The organism is Streptomyces sp. NPDC104096 (assembly GCF_055584385.1).
This window is the reverse complement of record NZ_JBVJMD010000014.1, coordinates 1-15,783: the sequence shown is the minus strand read 5'-3', so window position 1 is coordinate 15,783 and position 15,783 is coordinate 1. Positions and strand designations below refer to the sequence as shown.

The following is a 15,783-nucleotide window of genomic DNA, read 5'->3' as shown; positions in this document are numbered from 1 at the left end:
GTTCCGCGGGGCCCGGCGCGGCCCCGGCCCGCGCCGGGCCGGGGCGGGGATGTCGTCCGGACGTCCGCGCAGGTAGCGTCCGTGCATGGACAGCAGCACCGAGCATCACCCGGACGGCCCCCGGGACCGACGATTCGACAGCCAGGGCGCCGGGATCACCGTGCAGCGGGCGCTGGAGCTGCCGGGGCTGCGCAGCGGGCTCCCGGAGGTCCTCGCGGGCGCCGACCGGCTGTCGCGGACCGTGCGCTGGGTGCACGCGGGCGAGGTGCCGAACATCGCCTCGCTGCTCAAGGGCGGCGAGCTGCTGCTGACCACGGGGTACGGAATCGGCACCCGGCCCGCCGACCAGCGCGCGTTCGTGCGCACCCTCGCCGAACGCGGCATCGCGGCCCTGGTCGTCGAGCTCGGCCCGCGCTTCGCCCGGCTGCCCGCCGCCCTGGTCGAGACCGCGCAGACGGCCGGTCTCCCCCTGGTCCAGCTGCACCGCGAGGTGCCGTTCGTGGCGGTCACCGAGGAGATCCACACGGAGATCGTCAACGGTCACTACGCCCTGCTCCAGCGGGCCGAGGAGGTGCACCGCCGATGTACCGAGGCCCTGCTGGGCGGCGGCGGGATCCCCCAGGTCCTCGGCATCCTGGCCGACTTCAGCGGCAACCCGGTCTTCCTGGAGACGACCGACGGACGGCTCCTGTACGCCGCCGGGGCGGGCCCCGAGGGCGCGGATCCGCTCCAGGTGTGGGAGGGGCTGCGCGGCCAGCACAAGGACACACCGCCGCCGTCGGGCTCGGTGCTCGTCGACGTGCCCGGCGGGGGGCCGGGGTCCGGCTCGGTGCGGGCCCGGCTGGTGCTGCTGCCCGTGCTCGGCCCGCTCGCCCCCGTGCACCGGATCGCCGCCGAACGGGCCGCGGGCATCCTCGCCGTGGTCCTGATGCAGGCCCGCCAGGAGGAGGAGCTGGCCGCGCGCGGCCGCGGCGACTTCCTGACCGACCTCGCCGAGGGCCGCATCGCCGCGGCGGACGCCCCCGCGCAGGCCCGCGTCCTCGGCTTCAAGCCGGGCGACAGCCCCCTGCTGCCGGTGGTGATGCGGCTGGGCGACGCGCTCTCCCCGGGCGGCGGCTGGGCGGTGCTGGCGCGCGCGGTCGCCGAGGAGCTGGCGTCCGTGGGAGTGCCGGTCCTGCTGGGCGTACGACCCGTCGAGGGCCGGGTCCCGCTGCTGCTGGGCCTGCGCTCGGAGTCGGAGCGGGCGGCGGTCGCCGACCGGGTCGCGGCGGCGCTGCGGGCCGGGGTGGAACGGGCGGGGATGCAGCGGCCGGGGGCGCCGCAGCCGGTCGTGGTCGTCGGGATGGCGGGCGGCTGGGCGGCGGCTTCGGCGGGCCTGCGGCACGCGGCGGAGACGGCGACCGCCGCCCAGGGGCTGCCCGGCCGCCCCTGGTACGACGCCCGCCGCCTCGACATCGACCTGCTGCTGTGGCGCCTGCGGGACCATCCCGACCTGGCGGCCTTCGTGGACCGCGCGATCGGCCCGCTGCGCGAGCACGACAACCGCGCCAAGCCGCCGCTGCTGCCGACGCTGGAGACGTATCTCGCCCATACGGGCCGCAAGGCGGAGACGGCCCGCGAACTCCATCTCAACCGCCAGACGCTGTACAACCGCCTCGCCCGCATCGGCGAGTTGCTGGGCACGGACCTCGACGACCCGCAGACGGTCCTGGTGTTGAGCCTGGCCCTGCGGGCGCGCCGGCATGTGCCCTGAGCGGCGGCCGCTCAGGGCAGCGGCGTCGGCTGTGTCAACTCGTCGTAGACACTGAGCACCTGGTTGACCGTCTCGTCCTCGGTCGGCCAAGTGGCCGCCTGCCGGACGCCCTTGTCGGCCAGCAGTGCCCGGTGCCCCGGGTCGCCCAGCAGACGCAGGACGGCGTCGCAGAGGGCCTCGGCGTCACCGTACGGGACCAGTTCGGCCGCGTCGCCGACGAGTTCGGGGGTCCCGCCGACATCGGTCGCAACGAGCGGGACGCGGGCCCGCAGCGCCTCCTGCGCGAACACGGACCGCGCCTCCCACCGGCCGGTCAGCAGCGCAAGGTCGGCCGCGGCGATCAGTTCGCCCACGTCGTCGCGCCGGCCGATGAGCCGTACCGGCAGCGCCTCGTCCTCGATACGGCGCTGGAGCTCCGCCCGCAGCGGGCCCTCCCCGGCGACGACGACCAGCGGTTCGGGGTCGAGCCCCCGCCAGGCCCGCGCGGCGTCCAGCAGCACCCCGTACCCCCGGTGCGGCTCCAGGGAGCCGACGGCCATCAGCAACGGGCGGCCGGTCGCGCCGAGTTCGGCCCGCACCTTGGAGCGGTGCCGGTCGGGGTCGTCCGGCTCGCCCGGACCGCCGGCCCCGGGCAGGGAGACGGCGGCGAGCCGCGCGTCCCGGGCGCCCGTGCGACGGGCCCGGTCCACGAGGGTCGAGGTGGTGCCGAGCACCACGGTGGCGGCCCGCACCACCCGGCGCTCCAGCAGTCGTACGAGATGGGCGCGGGCGCCCTCGGCGTACGCGCGGTCGTGCCAGGTGACGACGAGCGGGGTGTGCCGTCCGCTCAGGGCGAGCACGGCCCGGAAGGAGGCGTGCAGCCCGTGCGCGTGCACCAGGTCGGCGTCCGTGCAGGCCGCCCGGAGCGCGGCGACCGCCCCCGGGTCGCTGCTGCGCGGCACGTGCACGTGTTCGGCGCCGGCTCCCGTGAAGTCGTAGAGGTGATCGGCCTCGACGGGGGCGCACACCGTGACCCGCACGCCCCGCGCGGCGAGCCCGGAGGCCAGGGAGCGCACGTGTGTGCTGCTGCCGGCGTTGCCTCCGCCCAGCACCTGCACGGTGCGCAGCGGCGACCGGCCGTGCGATGAGGGGCGGCTGACGGGGCTCACGCGGCCGGGGCTCCTGGTTCGGCGTCGGACGGTCACGACGAAAATACAGAAGGATCGGGCGCGGGTGGTGCACCGCGCGATTCCCCCTCATGTCCTACGCCAAGGATGCCAGTACGCACGGGTGTTCCGGGAACCCCGACGGGTCCGACTGCTCCCCGCCCGACCGCACGCATCACTCACCCGAGTGAATGCGCCGTGGTCGGATCCAGCCCCGCGCCGTGCGCGGTCCGGTCGGGCGGGTCCGCCCGGCCCGGACCGCTCAGGCGTCCGCGCGGGCCGCCGCGAGCAGTTCCTCCGCATGGGCCCGTGCCGTCTGCGAGTCCTCCTGGCCGGCCAGCATCCGGGACAACTCCCTGATCCGGTCCTCCCCTTCGAGCACCTTCACGCCGGAGCGGGTCACCGATCCGTCGTTGGTCTTCTCCACCAGCAGCTGCCGGTCCGCGAAGGCCGCCACCTGCGGCAGATGGGTGACGACGACGACCTGCGCGCTCTTCGCGAGCCGGGCCAGCCGACGTCCGATCTCCACCGCCGCCTTGCCGCCGACACCGGCGTCGACCTCGTCGAAGAGGTACGTCGGCACCGGATCCGTCCCGGCGAACACGACCTCGACCGCCAGCATCACGCGCGAGAGCTCACCGCCGGACGCGCCCTTGGCGATGGGCCGCGGCGGGGCACCCGGGTGCGGGGCCAGCAGCAGCTCCACCTCGTCGGCGCCGGAGGGCCCGTACGCGACCGTGCGTCCGCCGACCTCGACGCCCTCGGCGTCCTCCGTCTGCCGCAGGTCGAACGACACGCGCGCGTGGGGCATGGCCAGCGAGGCCAGCTCGGCGGTCACGGCGGCCGCGAACCGCTCGGCCGCCTCCGTCCGGGCGTCCGTCAGCGCCTGGGCGAGCCCGCCCAGTTCGGTGCGCAGCGCGTCCCGCTCGGCGGTCAGCTCGCCGATCCGCTCGTCGTCGCCGTCCAGCTCGGTCAGCCGGCCGGCGCCCTGCTCGGCCCAGGCCAGCACGGAGGCGATGTCCTGGCCGTCCCGGCCGTACTTGCGGGTCAGCGCGGTGAGCGCGGCCCGGCGCTCCTCGACGGCCGCCAGCCGCAGCGGGTCGGCGTCCAGGTCGTCGGCGTAGCCCGCCAGCTCCCCGGCCACGTCACCCAGCAGGATCCCGATCTCCCCGATCCGGTCGGTCAGCGCGGCCAGCGCGGGGTCGTGCGACCGTACGGCCTCCAGGGCCCGCTGGGCGCCCGCCACGAGCGTCGCGGCGTCGATGCCCTCGGGATCCTCCGGGTTGCCCGCGAGAGCGGCGTGTGCGGCCGTGGCGGCCGACGACAGCGCCTCCGCGTGCCCGAGCCGCTCCGCCTCCTCGGCGAGCTCCACGTCCTCACCGGCCCGCGGCTCGACGCCCGCGACCTCGTCGAGGCCGTAGCGCAGCATGTCGGCCTCCTGGGCCCGCTCACGCGCCCGGGTGACGATCTCGTCGAGCTCGACGGCGACGGCCCGCAGCCGCCGGTAGGCCTCCGTGTACTTGGCGAGCGGGCCCGTGACGGCGTCGCCCGCGTACCGGTCGAGCGCCGCCCGCTGCCGCGAGAGCTTCAACAGGCCCTGCTGGTCGGTCTGTCCGTGGACGGCGACCAGTTCGTCGGCGAGTTCGGCGAGCATCCCGACGGGCACGCTCCGCCCGCCCAGATGGGCCCGCGAGCGTCCCTCCGCGGAAACGGTACGGCTGATCAGCAGAGCCCCGTCGTCGAGCTCGGCCCCCGCCTCCTCCGCGCGCACGATCGCGGCCGTGTGCGCGGGCACGGAGATCCGCCCCTCCACGACCGCGTTCTTCGCCCCGATCCGCACGAGCGCCGGGTCCGCGCGCCCGCCGAGGAGCAGCCCCAGGCTGGTGACCACCATGGTCTTGCCCGCACCCGTCTCACCGGTGACCGCGGTGAACCCGGGCGACAGCTCGACGACAGCGTCGTCGATGACCCCGAGAGACCGTATCCGCATTTCCTCCAACACGCACCCGACCATACGAGGTTTTCCGGGCCGTGTGCGACGCCGCCCCCCGCAACGAGTGCCGAGCGTTACCTGCCCGGGGCAATCCTCGTTGTGCTCCCGGCCGCCACGCTCCCGCGTGGCGATCCGGTCCGCCCGCCGTCCACCTCGTCGTACGCCCGGTCGTCCGCCCCGGTCCCGGGCGGGACGCGGGTGCGGTGCCCGGCCCGACCCGCGGGGCCGGTCCGGTGCCCCGACCACGGCCGGGGCACCGGACCCGTACTACTGCCGGGCCCCTCGCCACCCCGACACGGGCAGCGCGAACTTCGCCACCAGCCGGTCGGTGAACGACGCGTGGTGCAGCCGGGCCAGGCGCACGGGCACGGCCCCGCGCCGCACCTCCACCCGTGCCCCGGGCGGCAGCTCGACCGTCCGCCGGCCGTCGCACCACAGGACGCCGGGCGGGACGTGCGGCAGCACCTCGACGGCCAGCACCGAGTTGGGCGAGGTGACCAGCGGCTTCGCGAACAGCGCGTGCGCGCTGATCGGCACCATCAGCAGCGCCTCGACCTCGGGCCACACCACCGGCCCGCCCGCCGAGAAGGCGTACGCCGTCGACCCGGTCGGGGTCGACAGCACGATCCCGTCGCAGCCGAACCCGGTCACCGGCCGCCCGTCGATCTCCAGCACGACCTCGAGCAGCTTCTCGGCTCCGGCCTTCTGCACGGCCGCCTCGTTCAGCGCCCAGTCGGTGTGCACGATGTCGCCGTTGCGGTGCACGACGACGTCGACGGTCATCCGCTCCTCGACCTCGTACGCCTTGCTCACCACCCGGTCGACGACCTTGTCGAGGTCGTCGCGCTCGGCCTCCGCGAGGAACCCGACGCTGCCCAGGTTCACGCCGAGCATCGGCACCCCGGACGCCCGCGCGAACTCCGCGCCGCGCAGCAGGGTGCCGTCACCGCCGAGGACGATCAGCAGCTCGCAGCCCTCCAGGCACTGCGGGGTGGCCTCCGCGACCAGCTCCACCTCGTCCGGGAGCGGCAGGTCGGCGGCCTCGTACTCCAGCACCCTGACGCCCACGCCGGCCCGCAGCAGCCCCTTCACCACGAGTTCGGCACTGCGGATGGCCGCGGGCCGCCCGGTGTGGGCCAGCAGGAAAACAGTACGAGCTCGGTTCTCTGTCAACGCGGCCCCTCCGCCACTGCACGGTCGACGTCGGCCGGGTCCAGTTCGGGAGCTCCGGCACGCAGCCACAGAAAGTACTCGACGTTGCCCGAGGGACCGGGCAGCGGGCTGGCGGTGACACCCTTCACTCCGAGCCCCAGCTCCCACGCCTTCTGGGCCACGCCCCGCACGGCCTCCGCCCGCAGCTGCGGACTCCGTACGACACCCCCGCTCCCCAGCCGTTCCTTACCCACCTCGAACTGCGGCTTGACCATCATCACCAGGTCGGCATCCGGCTTCACGCACCGCGCCAGGGCCGGCAGCACCAGCCCGAGCGGGATGAAGGACAGATCGCCCACGACAAGATCCACAGGTTCCCCATCGATCGCTTCAAGCGTCAACTCGCGTACGTTCGTACGGTCCTTGACGGTGACGCGTTCATCGCTCTGGAGAGACCACGCGAGTTGTCCGTAACCCACGTCCACGGCGACGACCTGCACGGCTCCCGCCCGCAGCAGTACGTCGGTGAAGCCGCCGGTGGACGCGCCCGCGTCCAGCGCCCGCCGTCCCTCGACGGCCAACCCCTGCGGCATGAAGGCGGCGAGCGCCCCGGCGAGCTTGTGGCCGCCGCGCGAGACGTACTCGGGGTCGCCGTCGTCGGACGCGACGACGATCGCCGCCGCGGTCTCCACCTGGGTGGCGGGCTTGGTCGCGACGGTCTTGCCGACCGTCACCCGGCCCGCGGCGATCAGCTGGCTGGCGTGCTCGCGCGAGCGCGCGAGCTTCCTGCGGACCAGCTCCGCGTCCAGACGGCGGCGTGCGACTCCTGCCACGTTCGGTTCAGCTCCTCGTCATCCCGTACGGCGGTCGAAAGGTGTGATCCAGAAGGATCTCATTACGCGGTGGCGGCCGGGGGACGGGTGGGCGCCGGCAGTCCGGGGCGCGCGTCGAGCGCGGTGAGCGCGTCACGCAGCCCCCGGTGCACATCCTCGTACACCTCGACGTGTCCGTCGGCGGCGAGGTGATCGGCGTCACCGAGCCGCTCCAGCAGCGCGTCCACCTCGGGGTTGCCGGTGGGGACCCGGGAGAGCTCAAGCGGAGCGGGGGCGGCGGGGGCGGACACCGGCGCGGCCTGCGCGGTCGCCGCGTCCGTCGGGGTCGCGGCCTCGGGCACGGAGTCGGTCATGCCCCGACGCTACCCCGAACCGCTGCGGTACCGTCGATCACCATGGCCACCATCGAGGAGTGCCGCACCGCGCTCGAGAAGCTCTCCGAGTCCATGGGAGGCGCCGAGGGCGACGTCCGTGAGGCCGTCGCCCTGGACCGCTCGGTGAGCTGTCGCATCACCGACCTGGACGTCACCTTCGCCGGGCGGCTCGCCGGCGGCCGGATCGAGGTGCTCGACACCTATCCAGGCCCGCCGCGCCGGAAGGCCGAGATCCGGCTGGCCATGGCGGGCGACGACCTGGTGGCGCTGGTCGCGGGCGAGCTGAACTTCGCCAAGGCCTGGGGTTCGGGCCGGGTGAAGCTGGAGGCGGGCCTGCTCGACCTGTTCCGGCTCAGAAAGCTCCTGTAGCGGCGGCCCTCACCCTCCCGGTCCTCCCCGGGCCGCTCGGCCTCCCCGGGCCGCTCGGCCTCCCCTGGCCCCTCGGCCTCTCCCGGCCGCTCGGGCCTCTTCCGGCCGCGCCCCTCGCCCCGGGACCTCCCCAAGCCGCGCCCCCTACCGCGGGGCGGCGGCCTTCGCCTCGCTACGTGCCCTGCGCGCCGCCGGGACCACCAGCGGCGTCCCCGTCTCGGGGTCGTCGATGACCTGGCAGCGCAGCCCGAAGACCTCCTCGACCAGCGCGGCCGTGACGACCTCGCCGGGCGCGCCCTGGGCGATGACCCGCCCGCCGCGCAGGGCGATGAGATGGGTGGCGTACCGGGCCGCGTGGTTGAGGTCGTGCAGCACGGCGACCAGCGTGCGGCCCTGCTCCTCGTGGAGCTGGGCGCAGAGGTCGAGCACGTCGATCTGGTGCTGGATGTCCAGGTAGGTCGTCGGCTCGTCGAGCAGCAGCAGCGGCGTCTGCTGGGCGAGAGCCATCGCGATCCACACGCGCTGGCGCTGGCCGCCGGAGAGTTCGTCGACATAGCGCTCGGCGAGTTCGGCGACGCCGGTCTGCGCCATGGACTCCTGCACGACCCGCTCGTCCTCGGCCGACCACTGGCGCAGCAGCCCCTGGTGCGGGTACCGGCCGCGGCCCACCAGGTCGGCGACGGTGATCCCGTCCGGCGCGATCGACGACTGCGGCAGCAGGCCCAGCGTGCGCGCGACCTTCTTCGCGGGCATCGACTGGATGACCTGCCCGTCGAGCAGCACCCGGCCCTCGCTCGGCTTCAGCATCCGCGACAGCGCGCGCAGGAGCGTCGACTTGCCGCACGCGTTCGGGCCGACGATCACCGTGAAGGAGTTGTCGGGGATCTCCACCGACAGCTGTTCGGCGATGACCCGCTGGTCGTAGGCGAGGGTGACGTTCTCTGCGGACAGACGGTTCACGGTGCTCCTCGGGTTGTTCGGTCCGCCGGTGGCGCTGTCCGGCTTGCCGGTGGTGTTCTCCGGCTGGCCGGTGGCGGTGGCGCTCATATCCGGCCCGCCCTGCGCTCGGTGACCAGCAGCCACAGCAGGTAGACACCGCCGAGCACGCCGGTCACCACGCCCACGGGCAGCTGTTCGGCGCCGAAGGCCCGCTGCGAGGCCCAGTCGGCGGTGACCAGGAGGGTGGCGCCCATGCACAGCGACGGCACGAGGTTCGGTCCGGGGGAACGGGTCAGCCGCCGGGCGAGCTGCGGCGCGGTGAGCGCCACGAAGCTGACGGGTCCCGCGGCGGCGGTGGCGGTCGCGGTGAGCAGGACGGCGGCCACCATCAGCAGCAGCCGCACCCGCTCCACCCGCACCCCGAGGGCGTTGGCCACGTCGTCGCCCATCTCCGTCATCCGCAGCCCGCGGGCGTTGGCGAGGACGAGCGGCACGAGCACGGCGCACAGGCCGAGCAGCGGCCAGACCTGTTCCCAGTCGCGGCCGTCGAGGGAGCCGGTCATCCAGACGACGGCACGGGCCGCGTCCACGATGTCGGACTTGGTCAGCAGATAGCCGTTGACCGCCGTGACGACGGCCGACACGCCGATGCCGACCAGCACCAGCCGGTAGCCGTGCACACCCTGCCGCCAGGACAGCAGGTAGATGGCGAGGCCGGTCAGCAGACCGCCGACGAGCGCGCCGAGGGTGACCTCGGTGGCGTCCCCGGACATCAGCACGATCACCACGAGCGCGCCGGCCGTCGCCCCCTGCCCGAGGCCCAGGACGTCCGGACTGCCCAGCGGATTGCGGGAGATGGACTGGAACAGCGCGCCGCCGAGTCCCAGCGAGGCGCCCACCAGGAGACCGACCAGGACCCGCGGCAGCCGCAGTTCGTCGACGATGAACTCCTGCCCCGGCGTGCCGTCCCCCGCGAGTGTCTTGAGCACGTCGCCGGGCGGGATCGGGAAGTCGCCGGTGCCGATCAGGACCACGCTCGCGGCGAGCGCGGCGGCCAGCAGCAGCACGACGACGACGACCGCGCGCACGTCCAGCCGGAGGGAGAGCCCGCCCGGAGTACGCAGCGCGCGGGTGGCCCGGTTCGCCCCGGAGGTCCGGTTCGCCTTGGTGGCCCGGGAGTTCTTCACTGCGCTCCTCACAGCTGCGCCGTCCTGCGTCGTCGTACGAGAAAGATGAAGACCGGGCCGCCGACGAGCGCGGTGACGATGCCGACCTGGAGTTCCGAGGGACGCACGACCACCCGGCCGACGACGTCCGCGCCGAGCAGCAGCACGGGCGACAGGACGGCGGCGTACGGCATGATCCAGCGCATGTCGGGGCCGGTGAAGGAGCGCACGATGTGCGGCACCATCAGCCCGACGAACACGATGGGTCCGCAGGCGGCGGTCGCCGCTCCGCAGAGCACGGTGGCCGCGAGCATGGACAGCGCCCGGGTGCGGTTGAGATGGGCGCCCAGCGCCTTGGCGGTGTCGTCGCCCATGGACATCGCGTTGAGCGGCCGGGCGAGCGCGAGCGCGAGCAGCGTGCCGACGGCGAAGAACGGCAGCACCTGGGTGATGGTCGAGTCGGTCGCCGTCGACAGCGACCCGACCGTCCAGAAGCGCATCCGGCCCAGCGCCGCCTTGTCCATGATCATCACGGCTTGGACATAGCCGTAGAGCGCGGCACTGATCGCGGTGCCGGCCAGCGCGAGCCGCACCGGGGTGGCGCCCCGGCTGCCGCCGAGGAACCACACCAGCGCGCCCACGGCGGCCGCGCCGAGGAAGGCGAACCACACATAGCCGCTCAGGCTGGTGACACCGAAGTAGGTGATGGCCGTGACGACCGCGGCGGACGCGCCCGCGTTGATGCCGAGCAGCCCGGGGTCGGCGAGCGGATTGCGGGTGAGCGCCTGGAGGACGGCCCCCGACAGACCGAGCGCCGCGCCGGCGAGCAGCCCGAGGAGGGTCCGCGACAGCCGCTCGTCGACCACGACGTCGCCGTAGGTGCCGGTGCTTGCGAACAGGCCGTGCCAGACCTGCTCCAGAGACAGTTCTTTCGCCCCGATCGCGATGCTCGCCATCGCGACGAGCGCCAGGACCGCGGTGGAGAGAAGCAGCCCGAAGCTGCGTATCGCCCGGCGGGTTGGAGGCGCGGGGGCGGTCTCCGCGCGCTGCTGAGGAGGACTGTCGACCAACACGCAGTTAGGTTAGCCTACCCTCCTATTTTCCCTCGACGGCCGGTGGTTCACCGGTCGGGCTCACAACCCCAGCCGCGCCAGCGCCTTCCCCCCGTCCAGCTCGCACGAGCCCGCCCCGGCCGCCGTCCAGGCCGCCGCGCACAGCGCGCGCAGTCCGTCCAGCGCCTCACCTTCACCGGTCAGTTCCAGGCTCTCGGCTCCCGCGGTCGCCGTCCAGCCGCCGCAGCGGAATCCCCGGCCCTCCTCCTCGACCTCCGGCTGCCCGGTCAACAGCCCTCGCAGATCGGCGTCGACGTAGGTCGGCCGGTGCTGCGGCGGCGCGGCGAGCAGCTGCGCGCCGTCGGTCACCCCGGTCAGCACGAGCAGGGAGTCGACCTCCCCGTTGAACGCGCCCTCGATGTCGGTGTCCAGCCGGTCCCCCACCACCAACGGCCGCTCGGCACCGGTCCGCAGGATCGTCTCCCGGTGCATCGGCGGCAACGGCTTGCCCGCCACCTGCGGCTCGGCACCCGTCGCGATCCGCACGACCTGCACCGCGGCGCCGTTGCCCGGCGCGATACCGCGTCCGCTGGGAATCGTCAGATCGGTGTTGGACGCGAACCACGGCACCCCGCGCGCGACGGCATAGGAAGCCTCCGCGAAACGTCCCCAGGTCAGATCCGGCCCGCCGTACCCCTGCACCACGGCCGCCGGCTCGTCGTCGGCCGACTCCACGGGCTCCAGACCGCGCTCACGCAGGGCGACCCGCAGCCCCTCCCCGCCGATCACCAGCACCCGCGAGCCGGCCGGCACCTGCTCGCTGATCAGCCGCGCCACCGCCTGCGCCGACGTGATGACGTCGCCCGCCTCCGTCGGAATCCCCAGTTCGGTCAGATGTCCGGCCACCGCGTCCGGCGTCCGCAGGGCGTTGTTCGTGACGTATGCCAGGTGCATGCCGCCCGCGCGGGTCTCGGCCAGCGACTCGACCGCGTACGCGATCGCCTGGCCGCCCGCGTACACCACCCCGTCCAGATCGAGCAGCGCCGTGTCGTACGCCTTGCTCAGGGTCTGCCCACTGCCCTCGGGCCTTGTCCTGACGCTCCGGCTCATTCCGCATCGCTCCTCGATCGATCCCTTTCCCAGATCATCTCTCATGCCACTGACACACGTAGGATGCCTGGATGAACCTTGCAGGTCACTCGGAAGCAACGGCGCGCCGAGGCCTGGAACTCACCCCGTTCCGAGGCCTGCGCTACGACCCCGACCGGGTCGGCAGCCTGGCAGCCGTGACGTCGCCCCCGTACGACGTGGTCGTACGGCCCGACGGCGTGTACCACCTTCAGTCGGCCGATCCGCACAACATCGTCCGGCTGATCCTCCCGCAGGACACCACCCCCTCGGCCCGCAACGAACGCGCGGCCGACACCCTGCACCGCTGGCTGGACGAGGGCATCCTGGCCGCGGACTCCGAGCCGGGCCTCTACGTCTACGAGCAGCGCGACGACGCGGGCCTCCTGCTCCAGCGCGGCCTGATCGGCGCCCTGCGGCTGACCGAGCCGGCGGAGGGCGTGGTGCTGCCGCACGAGGACGTGATGCCGCACATCGTCGCGGACCGCGCCGCCCTCATGCGCGCCACCTCCGCGAACCTCGAACCGCTCCTGCTGACCTACCGCGGCGACGGCGACACCGCCGATGTCATCGAGCGCACCGCCGAGCGGGAGCCACTCCTGTCGACGACCACCGAGGACGGCTACAGCCACCGTCTCTGGTCGATCACCGACCCCGCCGATCTGGCCCGTGTCCAGACGGATCTCTCCCAGCACCAGGCCCTGATCGCCGACGGTCACCACCGCTGGGCGACGTATCTGTGTCTACGCGCGGAGCATCCTTCGCCCGGACCCTGGGACTACGGTCTCGTCCTCCTCGTCGACACGCTCCGCTACCCGCTGCGCGTCCGCGCGATCCACCGGCTCCTGCACACCCTGCCGATCGCCGACGCCCTGGCGGCCCTGAACGGCCTCTTCCGCGTCCGGCGCCTCGACGTCCCGCTGCCGGACGCCCTGAAGGCGCTCGCCGAAGCGGCCGAGACGGGCAACGCGTTCCTGCTGGCCGGCGACGGCTCCTTCCACCTGGTCGACCAGCCGGACCCGGGGCTCCTGGCCCGGACGGTCCCCACGGACCGCCCCGCGCTCTGGCGCACCCTGGACGGCACGGTCCTGCACGCCACGCTCCTCGAACACGTCTGGCGCATCCCCGAGGACTCCCCCGCCCATATCGCCTACATCCACGACACGGCCGCCACCGTCGAGAAGGCGGAGCGGAACGGCGGTACGGCCGTGCTGATGCACCCGGTCCGCGAGGAGGTCGTGCGCGACCTCGCCCGGCAGGGCGTCACCATGCCCCGCAAGTCGACGTCCTTCGGCCCGAAGCCCGCGTCGGGCCTGGTGCTGCGCACGCTGGAGTTCTGACCGTCCGGGCACCGGCTTCGGACACACGAACCGGACACGCGAAAGGGCGGGACCCCGTCACCGGGATCCCGCCCTCACTCACTGCCGCAGGTCAGTCCTTGTCGACAGCCTTCGCGTCGGCCTCGTCGTGGACCTTGCCGCCGACCTCGTCCTCGTCGTCGTCCTGGTCACCGTCGTCGCCCAGGTCGTCGTCGCTCACGTCGTCGTCGCTCACGTCGATGTCGCTGTCGTCGATGTCGCTGTCGTCATCGTCGTCGTCATCGACATTCACGTCGGCGTCCGCCTCGGTGCGGACCGGGGACTCCTCCTGGGACTCGTCCTCGTTGTCGTCGAGGGCGTCGACGAACTCCACCCCGTCCAGCTCGGCGAGCCGGTCGGAGGCGTCCGTGCTGCCGTCCCGGTCGGCCTCGACGGCCTTCGCGAACCACTCACGCGCCTCGACGCGCCGCTCGACGGCCAGCAGCGCGTCGGCGTACGCGTACCGCAGTCGCGCGGTCCACGGCTGTACGGAGCTGGAGGCCAGCTCGGGGCTCTGAAGCGTCACGATGGCCGCCTCCAGCTGCCCCATGTCACGCCGGGCGCCGGCCGCGACGAGCCGCATCTCGACCTGACCGGCCTTGTCGAGCTTGTGCACCTCCGGGGCGCCGGCCATGTCGAGGGCCTTCTCCGGCCGCCCGAGTCCGCGCTCGCAGTCGGCCATGACGGGCCACAGCTCGACGGTGCCGGTCATCCGACGCGCGGCCCGGAACTCGGCGAGAGCCTCGCTGTACTTCTGGTTCGCGTACGCGGCGAAGCCGGCCGCCTCGCGCACGGCCGCGACGCGGGAAGCGAGTCGCAGGGCGATCCGTGAGTAGGCGTAGGCGCGCTCGGGCTCCTCGTCGATCAGCCGCGCGACCATCACCAGGTTCTTGGCGACGTCCTCGGCGAGCGACTTGGGCAGGCTCAGCAGCTCCTGCCGCACGTCCTGGTCGATCTCCTCGCCGGTGACGTCCTCCGCGATCGGCAGCCGCTTGATCGGCTCACGGTCCCGGTCCCGCTCGTCGCGGAAACGTCCGCCACCGCGCCGGTCGTCACCGCGCCGGTCGTCACGGCGGTCGTCACGGCCACGGAAACCGCCGGGACGGCCGGAGCGGTCATCGCGTCGGTCGTCACGGCGGGGACCACGGCTGCCGCGGTCGTCCCGCCCCTGGAACCCACCGCGGTCGCCCCGGCTGTCATCCCGACGGCCGTAGCCGCCACGGTCTCCACGGTCCTCGCCACGCCGGTCGTCACGGCGGAAGTCACCGCGGTCGTCACGACGGAAGGGAGGACGCTCACCACGGTCATCGCGGCGGAAGCCCCCGCGGTCGCCGCCCGGACGGTCGTCACGACGGCCGTAGCCGCCACCACGGTCGTCGCGGCGGTCGTCGCGGCGGAAGGGGGGACGCTCACCGCGGTCGTCACGACGCGGACCGCCCGAACGGTCGTCACGCTGGTACGCCGGACGAGACCCACGATCGTCACGACGGTCATCCCGCCGATCGTCACGACGGTCGTCACGGCGGAAGTCACCGCGGTCGTCACGGCGGAAGTCACCGCGGTCGTCACGACGGAAGGGGGGACGCTCACCACGGTCGTCGCGACGCGGACCGCCCGAACGGTCGTCACGCTGGTACGCCGGACGAGACCCACGATCGTCACGACGGTCATCCCGCCGATCGTCACGACGGTCGTCACGGCGGAAGTCACCGCGGTCGTCACGACGGAAGGGGGGACGCTCACCACGGTCGTCACGACGGAAGGGGGGACGCTCACCGCGGTCGTCACGGCGCGGACCGCCCGAACGGTCGTCACGCTGGTACGCCGGACGAGACCCACGATCGTCACGACGGTCGTCCCGCCGATCGTCACGACGGTCGTCACGGCGGAAGTCACCGCGGTCGTCACGACGGAAGGGAGGACGCTCACCCCGGTCGTCACGACGGAAGGGGGGACGGTCGCCTCGGTCGTCGCGACGCGGACCACCCGAACGGTCGTCACGCCGGCCGTAACCACCGCCGCCGCCACCACGGTTGTCGTCGCGGCGGAAACCGCCACGGTCGTCACGACGATCGTCGCGGCGGAAGCCTCCCCGGTCGCCTCCCCGGTCACCGCCACGGTCGCTGTCGCGACGGTCGTAGCCACCGCGGTCGTCACGACGGAAGCCGCCACGGTCTCCGCGGTCTCCGTGGTGACCGCTACGGGCACCACGGTCGCCACGATCACCACTGTCCCGTCGCCGCTGGTCGCGCTCCGGTCGATCGTCGGGAGAGTTGGTGGACATCGGTGACTCCTGTCTTCGGTACCCGGTACCGCATTCATTCTCGCGCAACCGGGTACCCGGCGCGCTCCGGAAAAACAAAAAGGACCCCTGGTCCCAGCGTTGAACGCTGGGACCAGGGGTCCTCCAAAGATTGTTCGGCGGCGTCCTACTCTCCCACAGGGTCCCCCCTGCAGTACCATCGGCGCTGTGAGGCTTAGCTTCCGGGTTCGGAATGTAACCGGGCGTTTCCCTCACGCT

At 73.5% G+C, this 15,783-nt stretch carries 13 protein-coding genes, 1 rRNA gene and 1 pseudogene; 3 read left to right on the top strand and 12 right to left on the bottom strand.

Annotated features, from left to right (window positions below; genetic code table 11):
* Window positions 1-85: 85 nt before the first annotated feature.
* The gene (locus ACZ60B_RS17065; protein WP_469387670.1) at window positions 86-1,753 is read left to right on the top strand and encodes a PucR family transcriptional regulator; all 1,668 of its coding nucleotides are present in this window, start codon (window positions 86-88) and stop codon (window positions 1,751-1,753) included.
* 11 nt (window positions 1,754-1,764) lie between these two features.
* Here ACZ60B_RS17065 and ACZ60B_RS17060 read toward each other — a convergent pair whose 3' ends face one another.
* The 5 genes from ACZ60B_RS17060 to ACZ60B_RS17040 all read right to left on the bottom strand — a co-directional run bounded on the left by ACZ60B_RS17060 (window position 1,765) and on the right by ACZ60B_RS17040 (window position 7,229).
* Window positions 1,765-2,901, bottom strand: coding sequence for a glycosyltransferase family 4 protein (locus ACZ60B_RS17060; RefSeq protein WP_469387668.1), 1,137 nt, complete (start codon window positions 2,899-2,901; stop codon window positions 1,765-1,767).
* Between the two features lie 259 nt (window positions 2,902-3,160).
* Complete coding sequence (recN, locus tag ACZ60B_RS17055) at window positions 3,161-4,888, bottom strand: DNA repair protein RecN (protein WP_469387666.1); 1,728 nt, start codon at window positions 4,886-4,888, stop codon at window positions 3,161-3,163.
* 270 nt (window positions 4,889-5,158) lie between these two features.
* Window positions 5,159-6,064 carry an NAD kinase gene (locus ACZ60B_RS17050; protein WP_469387664.1) on the bottom strand — a complete coding sequence of 302 codons (906 nt, stop codon included), beginning with the start codon at window positions 6,062-6,064 and terminating at the stop codon, window positions 5,159-5,161.
* Window positions 6,061-6,876 carry a TlyA family RNA methyltransferase gene (locus tag ACZ60B_RS17045; protein WP_469387662.1) on the bottom strand — a complete coding sequence of 272 codons (816 nt, stop codon included), beginning with the start codon at window positions 6,874-6,876 and terminating at the stop codon, window positions 6,061-6,063. The genes ACZ60B_RS17050 and ACZ60B_RS17045 overlap by 4 nt, the downstream gene beginning before the upstream one ends.
* A gap of 62 nt (window positions 6,877-6,938) precedes the next feature.
* The gene (locus ACZ60B_RS17040; RefSeq protein WP_469387660.1) at window positions 6,939-7,229 is read right to left on the bottom strand and encodes a hypothetical protein; all 291 of its coding nucleotides are present in this window, start codon (window positions 7,227-7,229) and stop codon (window positions 6,939-6,941) included.
* Window positions 7,230-7,271: 42 nt separating this feature from the next.
* On the opposite strand from ACZ60B_RS17040, the gene ACZ60B_RS17035 reads away from it, so the two are divergent.
* Window positions 7,272-7,619, top strand: a complete 348-nt coding sequence (locus ACZ60B_RS17035; protein WP_469387658.1) for a sterol-binding protein — start codon at window positions 7,272-7,274, stop codon at window positions 7,617-7,619.
* Window positions 7,620-7,763: 144 nt separating this feature from the next.
* On the opposite strand, the gene ACZ60B_RS17030 is transcribed toward ACZ60B_RS17035, so the two are convergent.
* The 4 genes from ACZ60B_RS17030 to ACZ60B_RS17015 are packed head-to-tail and all read right to left on the bottom strand — an operon-like array spanning window position 7,764 to window position 11,886.
* On the bottom strand, window positions 7,764-8,666 hold the full coding sequence (locus ACZ60B_RS17030; protein ID WP_469387656.1) for an ABC transporter ATP-binding protein: 903 nt from the start codon (window positions 8,664-8,666) through the stop codon (window positions 7,764-7,766).
* The gene (locus ACZ60B_RS17025) at window positions 8,663-9,745 is read right to left on the bottom strand and encodes a FecCD family ABC transporter permease (RefSeq protein ID WP_469387654.1); all 1,083 of its coding nucleotides are present in this window, start codon (window positions 9,743-9,745) and stop codon (window positions 8,663-8,665) included. Before ACZ60B_RS17025 ends, ACZ60B_RS17030 begins: the two co-directional genes overlap by 4 nt.
* A gap of 8 nt (window positions 9,746-9,753) precedes the next feature.
* On the bottom strand, window positions 9,754-10,797 hold the full coding sequence (locus ACZ60B_RS17020; RefSeq protein WP_469387652.1) for a FecCD family ABC transporter permease: 1,044 nt from the start codon (window positions 10,795-10,797) through the stop codon (window positions 9,754-9,756).
* A gap of 60 nt (window positions 10,798-10,857) precedes the next feature.
* Window positions 10,858-11,886 (bottom strand): HAD hydrolase-like protein, encoded by a 1,029-nt coding sequence (locus tag ACZ60B_RS17015; protein WP_469387650.1) that lies wholly within the window; start codon window positions 11,884-11,886, stop codon window positions 10,858-10,860.
* A 71-nt stretch (window positions 11,887-11,957) separates the two neighbouring features.
* On the opposite strand from ACZ60B_RS17015, the gene ACZ60B_RS17010 reads away from it, so the two are divergent.
* Window positions 11,958-13,244 (top strand): DUF1015 family protein, encoded by a 1,287-nt coding sequence (locus tag ACZ60B_RS17010; protein ID WP_469387648.1) that lies wholly within the window; start codon window positions 11,958-11,960, stop codon window positions 13,242-13,244.
* A gap of 91 nt (window positions 13,245-13,335) precedes the next feature.
* On the opposite strand, the gene ACZ60B_RS17005 is transcribed toward ACZ60B_RS17010, so the two are convergent.
* The 3 genes and pseudogenes from ACZ60B_RS17005 to rrf form a co-directional block, all read right to left on the bottom strand.
* The gene (locus ACZ60B_RS17005; RefSeq protein WP_469387895.1) at window positions 13,336-14,205 is read right to left on the bottom strand and encodes a tetratricopeptide repeat protein; all 870 of its coding nucleotides are present in this window, start codon (window positions 14,203-14,205) and stop codon (window positions 13,336-13,338) included.
* A gap of 213 nt (window positions 14,206-14,418) precedes the next feature.
* Window positions 14,419-15,546, bottom strand: a pseudogene (locus tag ACZ60B_RS17000) (hypothetical protein); the annotation flags it as partial.
* A 132-nt stretch (window positions 15,547-15,678) separates the two neighbouring features.
* Window positions 15,679-15,783 (bottom strand): 5S ribosomal RNA (gene rrf / locus ACZ60B_RS16995); the annotation flags it as partial.

What these genes read in the sequence shown, in the direction of transcription:
- ACZ60B_RS17065 (WP_469387670.1), top strand. Translation starts at nt 86, where the DNA reads ATGGACAGCAGCACCGAGCATCACCCGGACGGCCCCCGGGACCGACGA.
- recN (WP_469387666.1), bottom strand. Translation starts at nt 4,888, where the DNA reads ATGCGGATACGGTCTCTCGGGGTCATCGACGACGCTGTCGTCGAGCTG.
- ACZ60B_RS17040 (WP_469387660.1), bottom strand. Translation starts at nt 7,229, where the DNA reads ATGACCGACTCCGTGCCCGAGGCCGCGACCCCGACGGACGCGGCGACC.
- ACZ60B_RS17035 (WP_469387658.1), top strand. Translation starts at nt 7,272, where the DNA reads ATGGCCACCATCGAGGAGTGCCGCACCGCGCTCGAGAAGCTCTCCGAG.
- ACZ60B_RS17030 (WP_469387656.1), bottom strand. Translation starts at nt 8,666, where the DNA reads ATGAGCGCCACCGCCACCGGCCAGCCGGAGAACACCACCGGCAAGCCG.
- ACZ60B_RS17015 (WP_469387650.1), bottom strand. Translation starts at nt 11,886, where the DNA reads ATGAGCCGGAGCGTCAGGACAAGGCCCGAGGGCAGTGGGCAGACCCTG.
- ACZ60B_RS17010 (WP_469387648.1), top strand. Translation starts at nt 11,958, where the DNA reads ATGAACCTTGCAGGTCACTCGGAAGCAACGGCGCGCCGAGGCCTGGAA.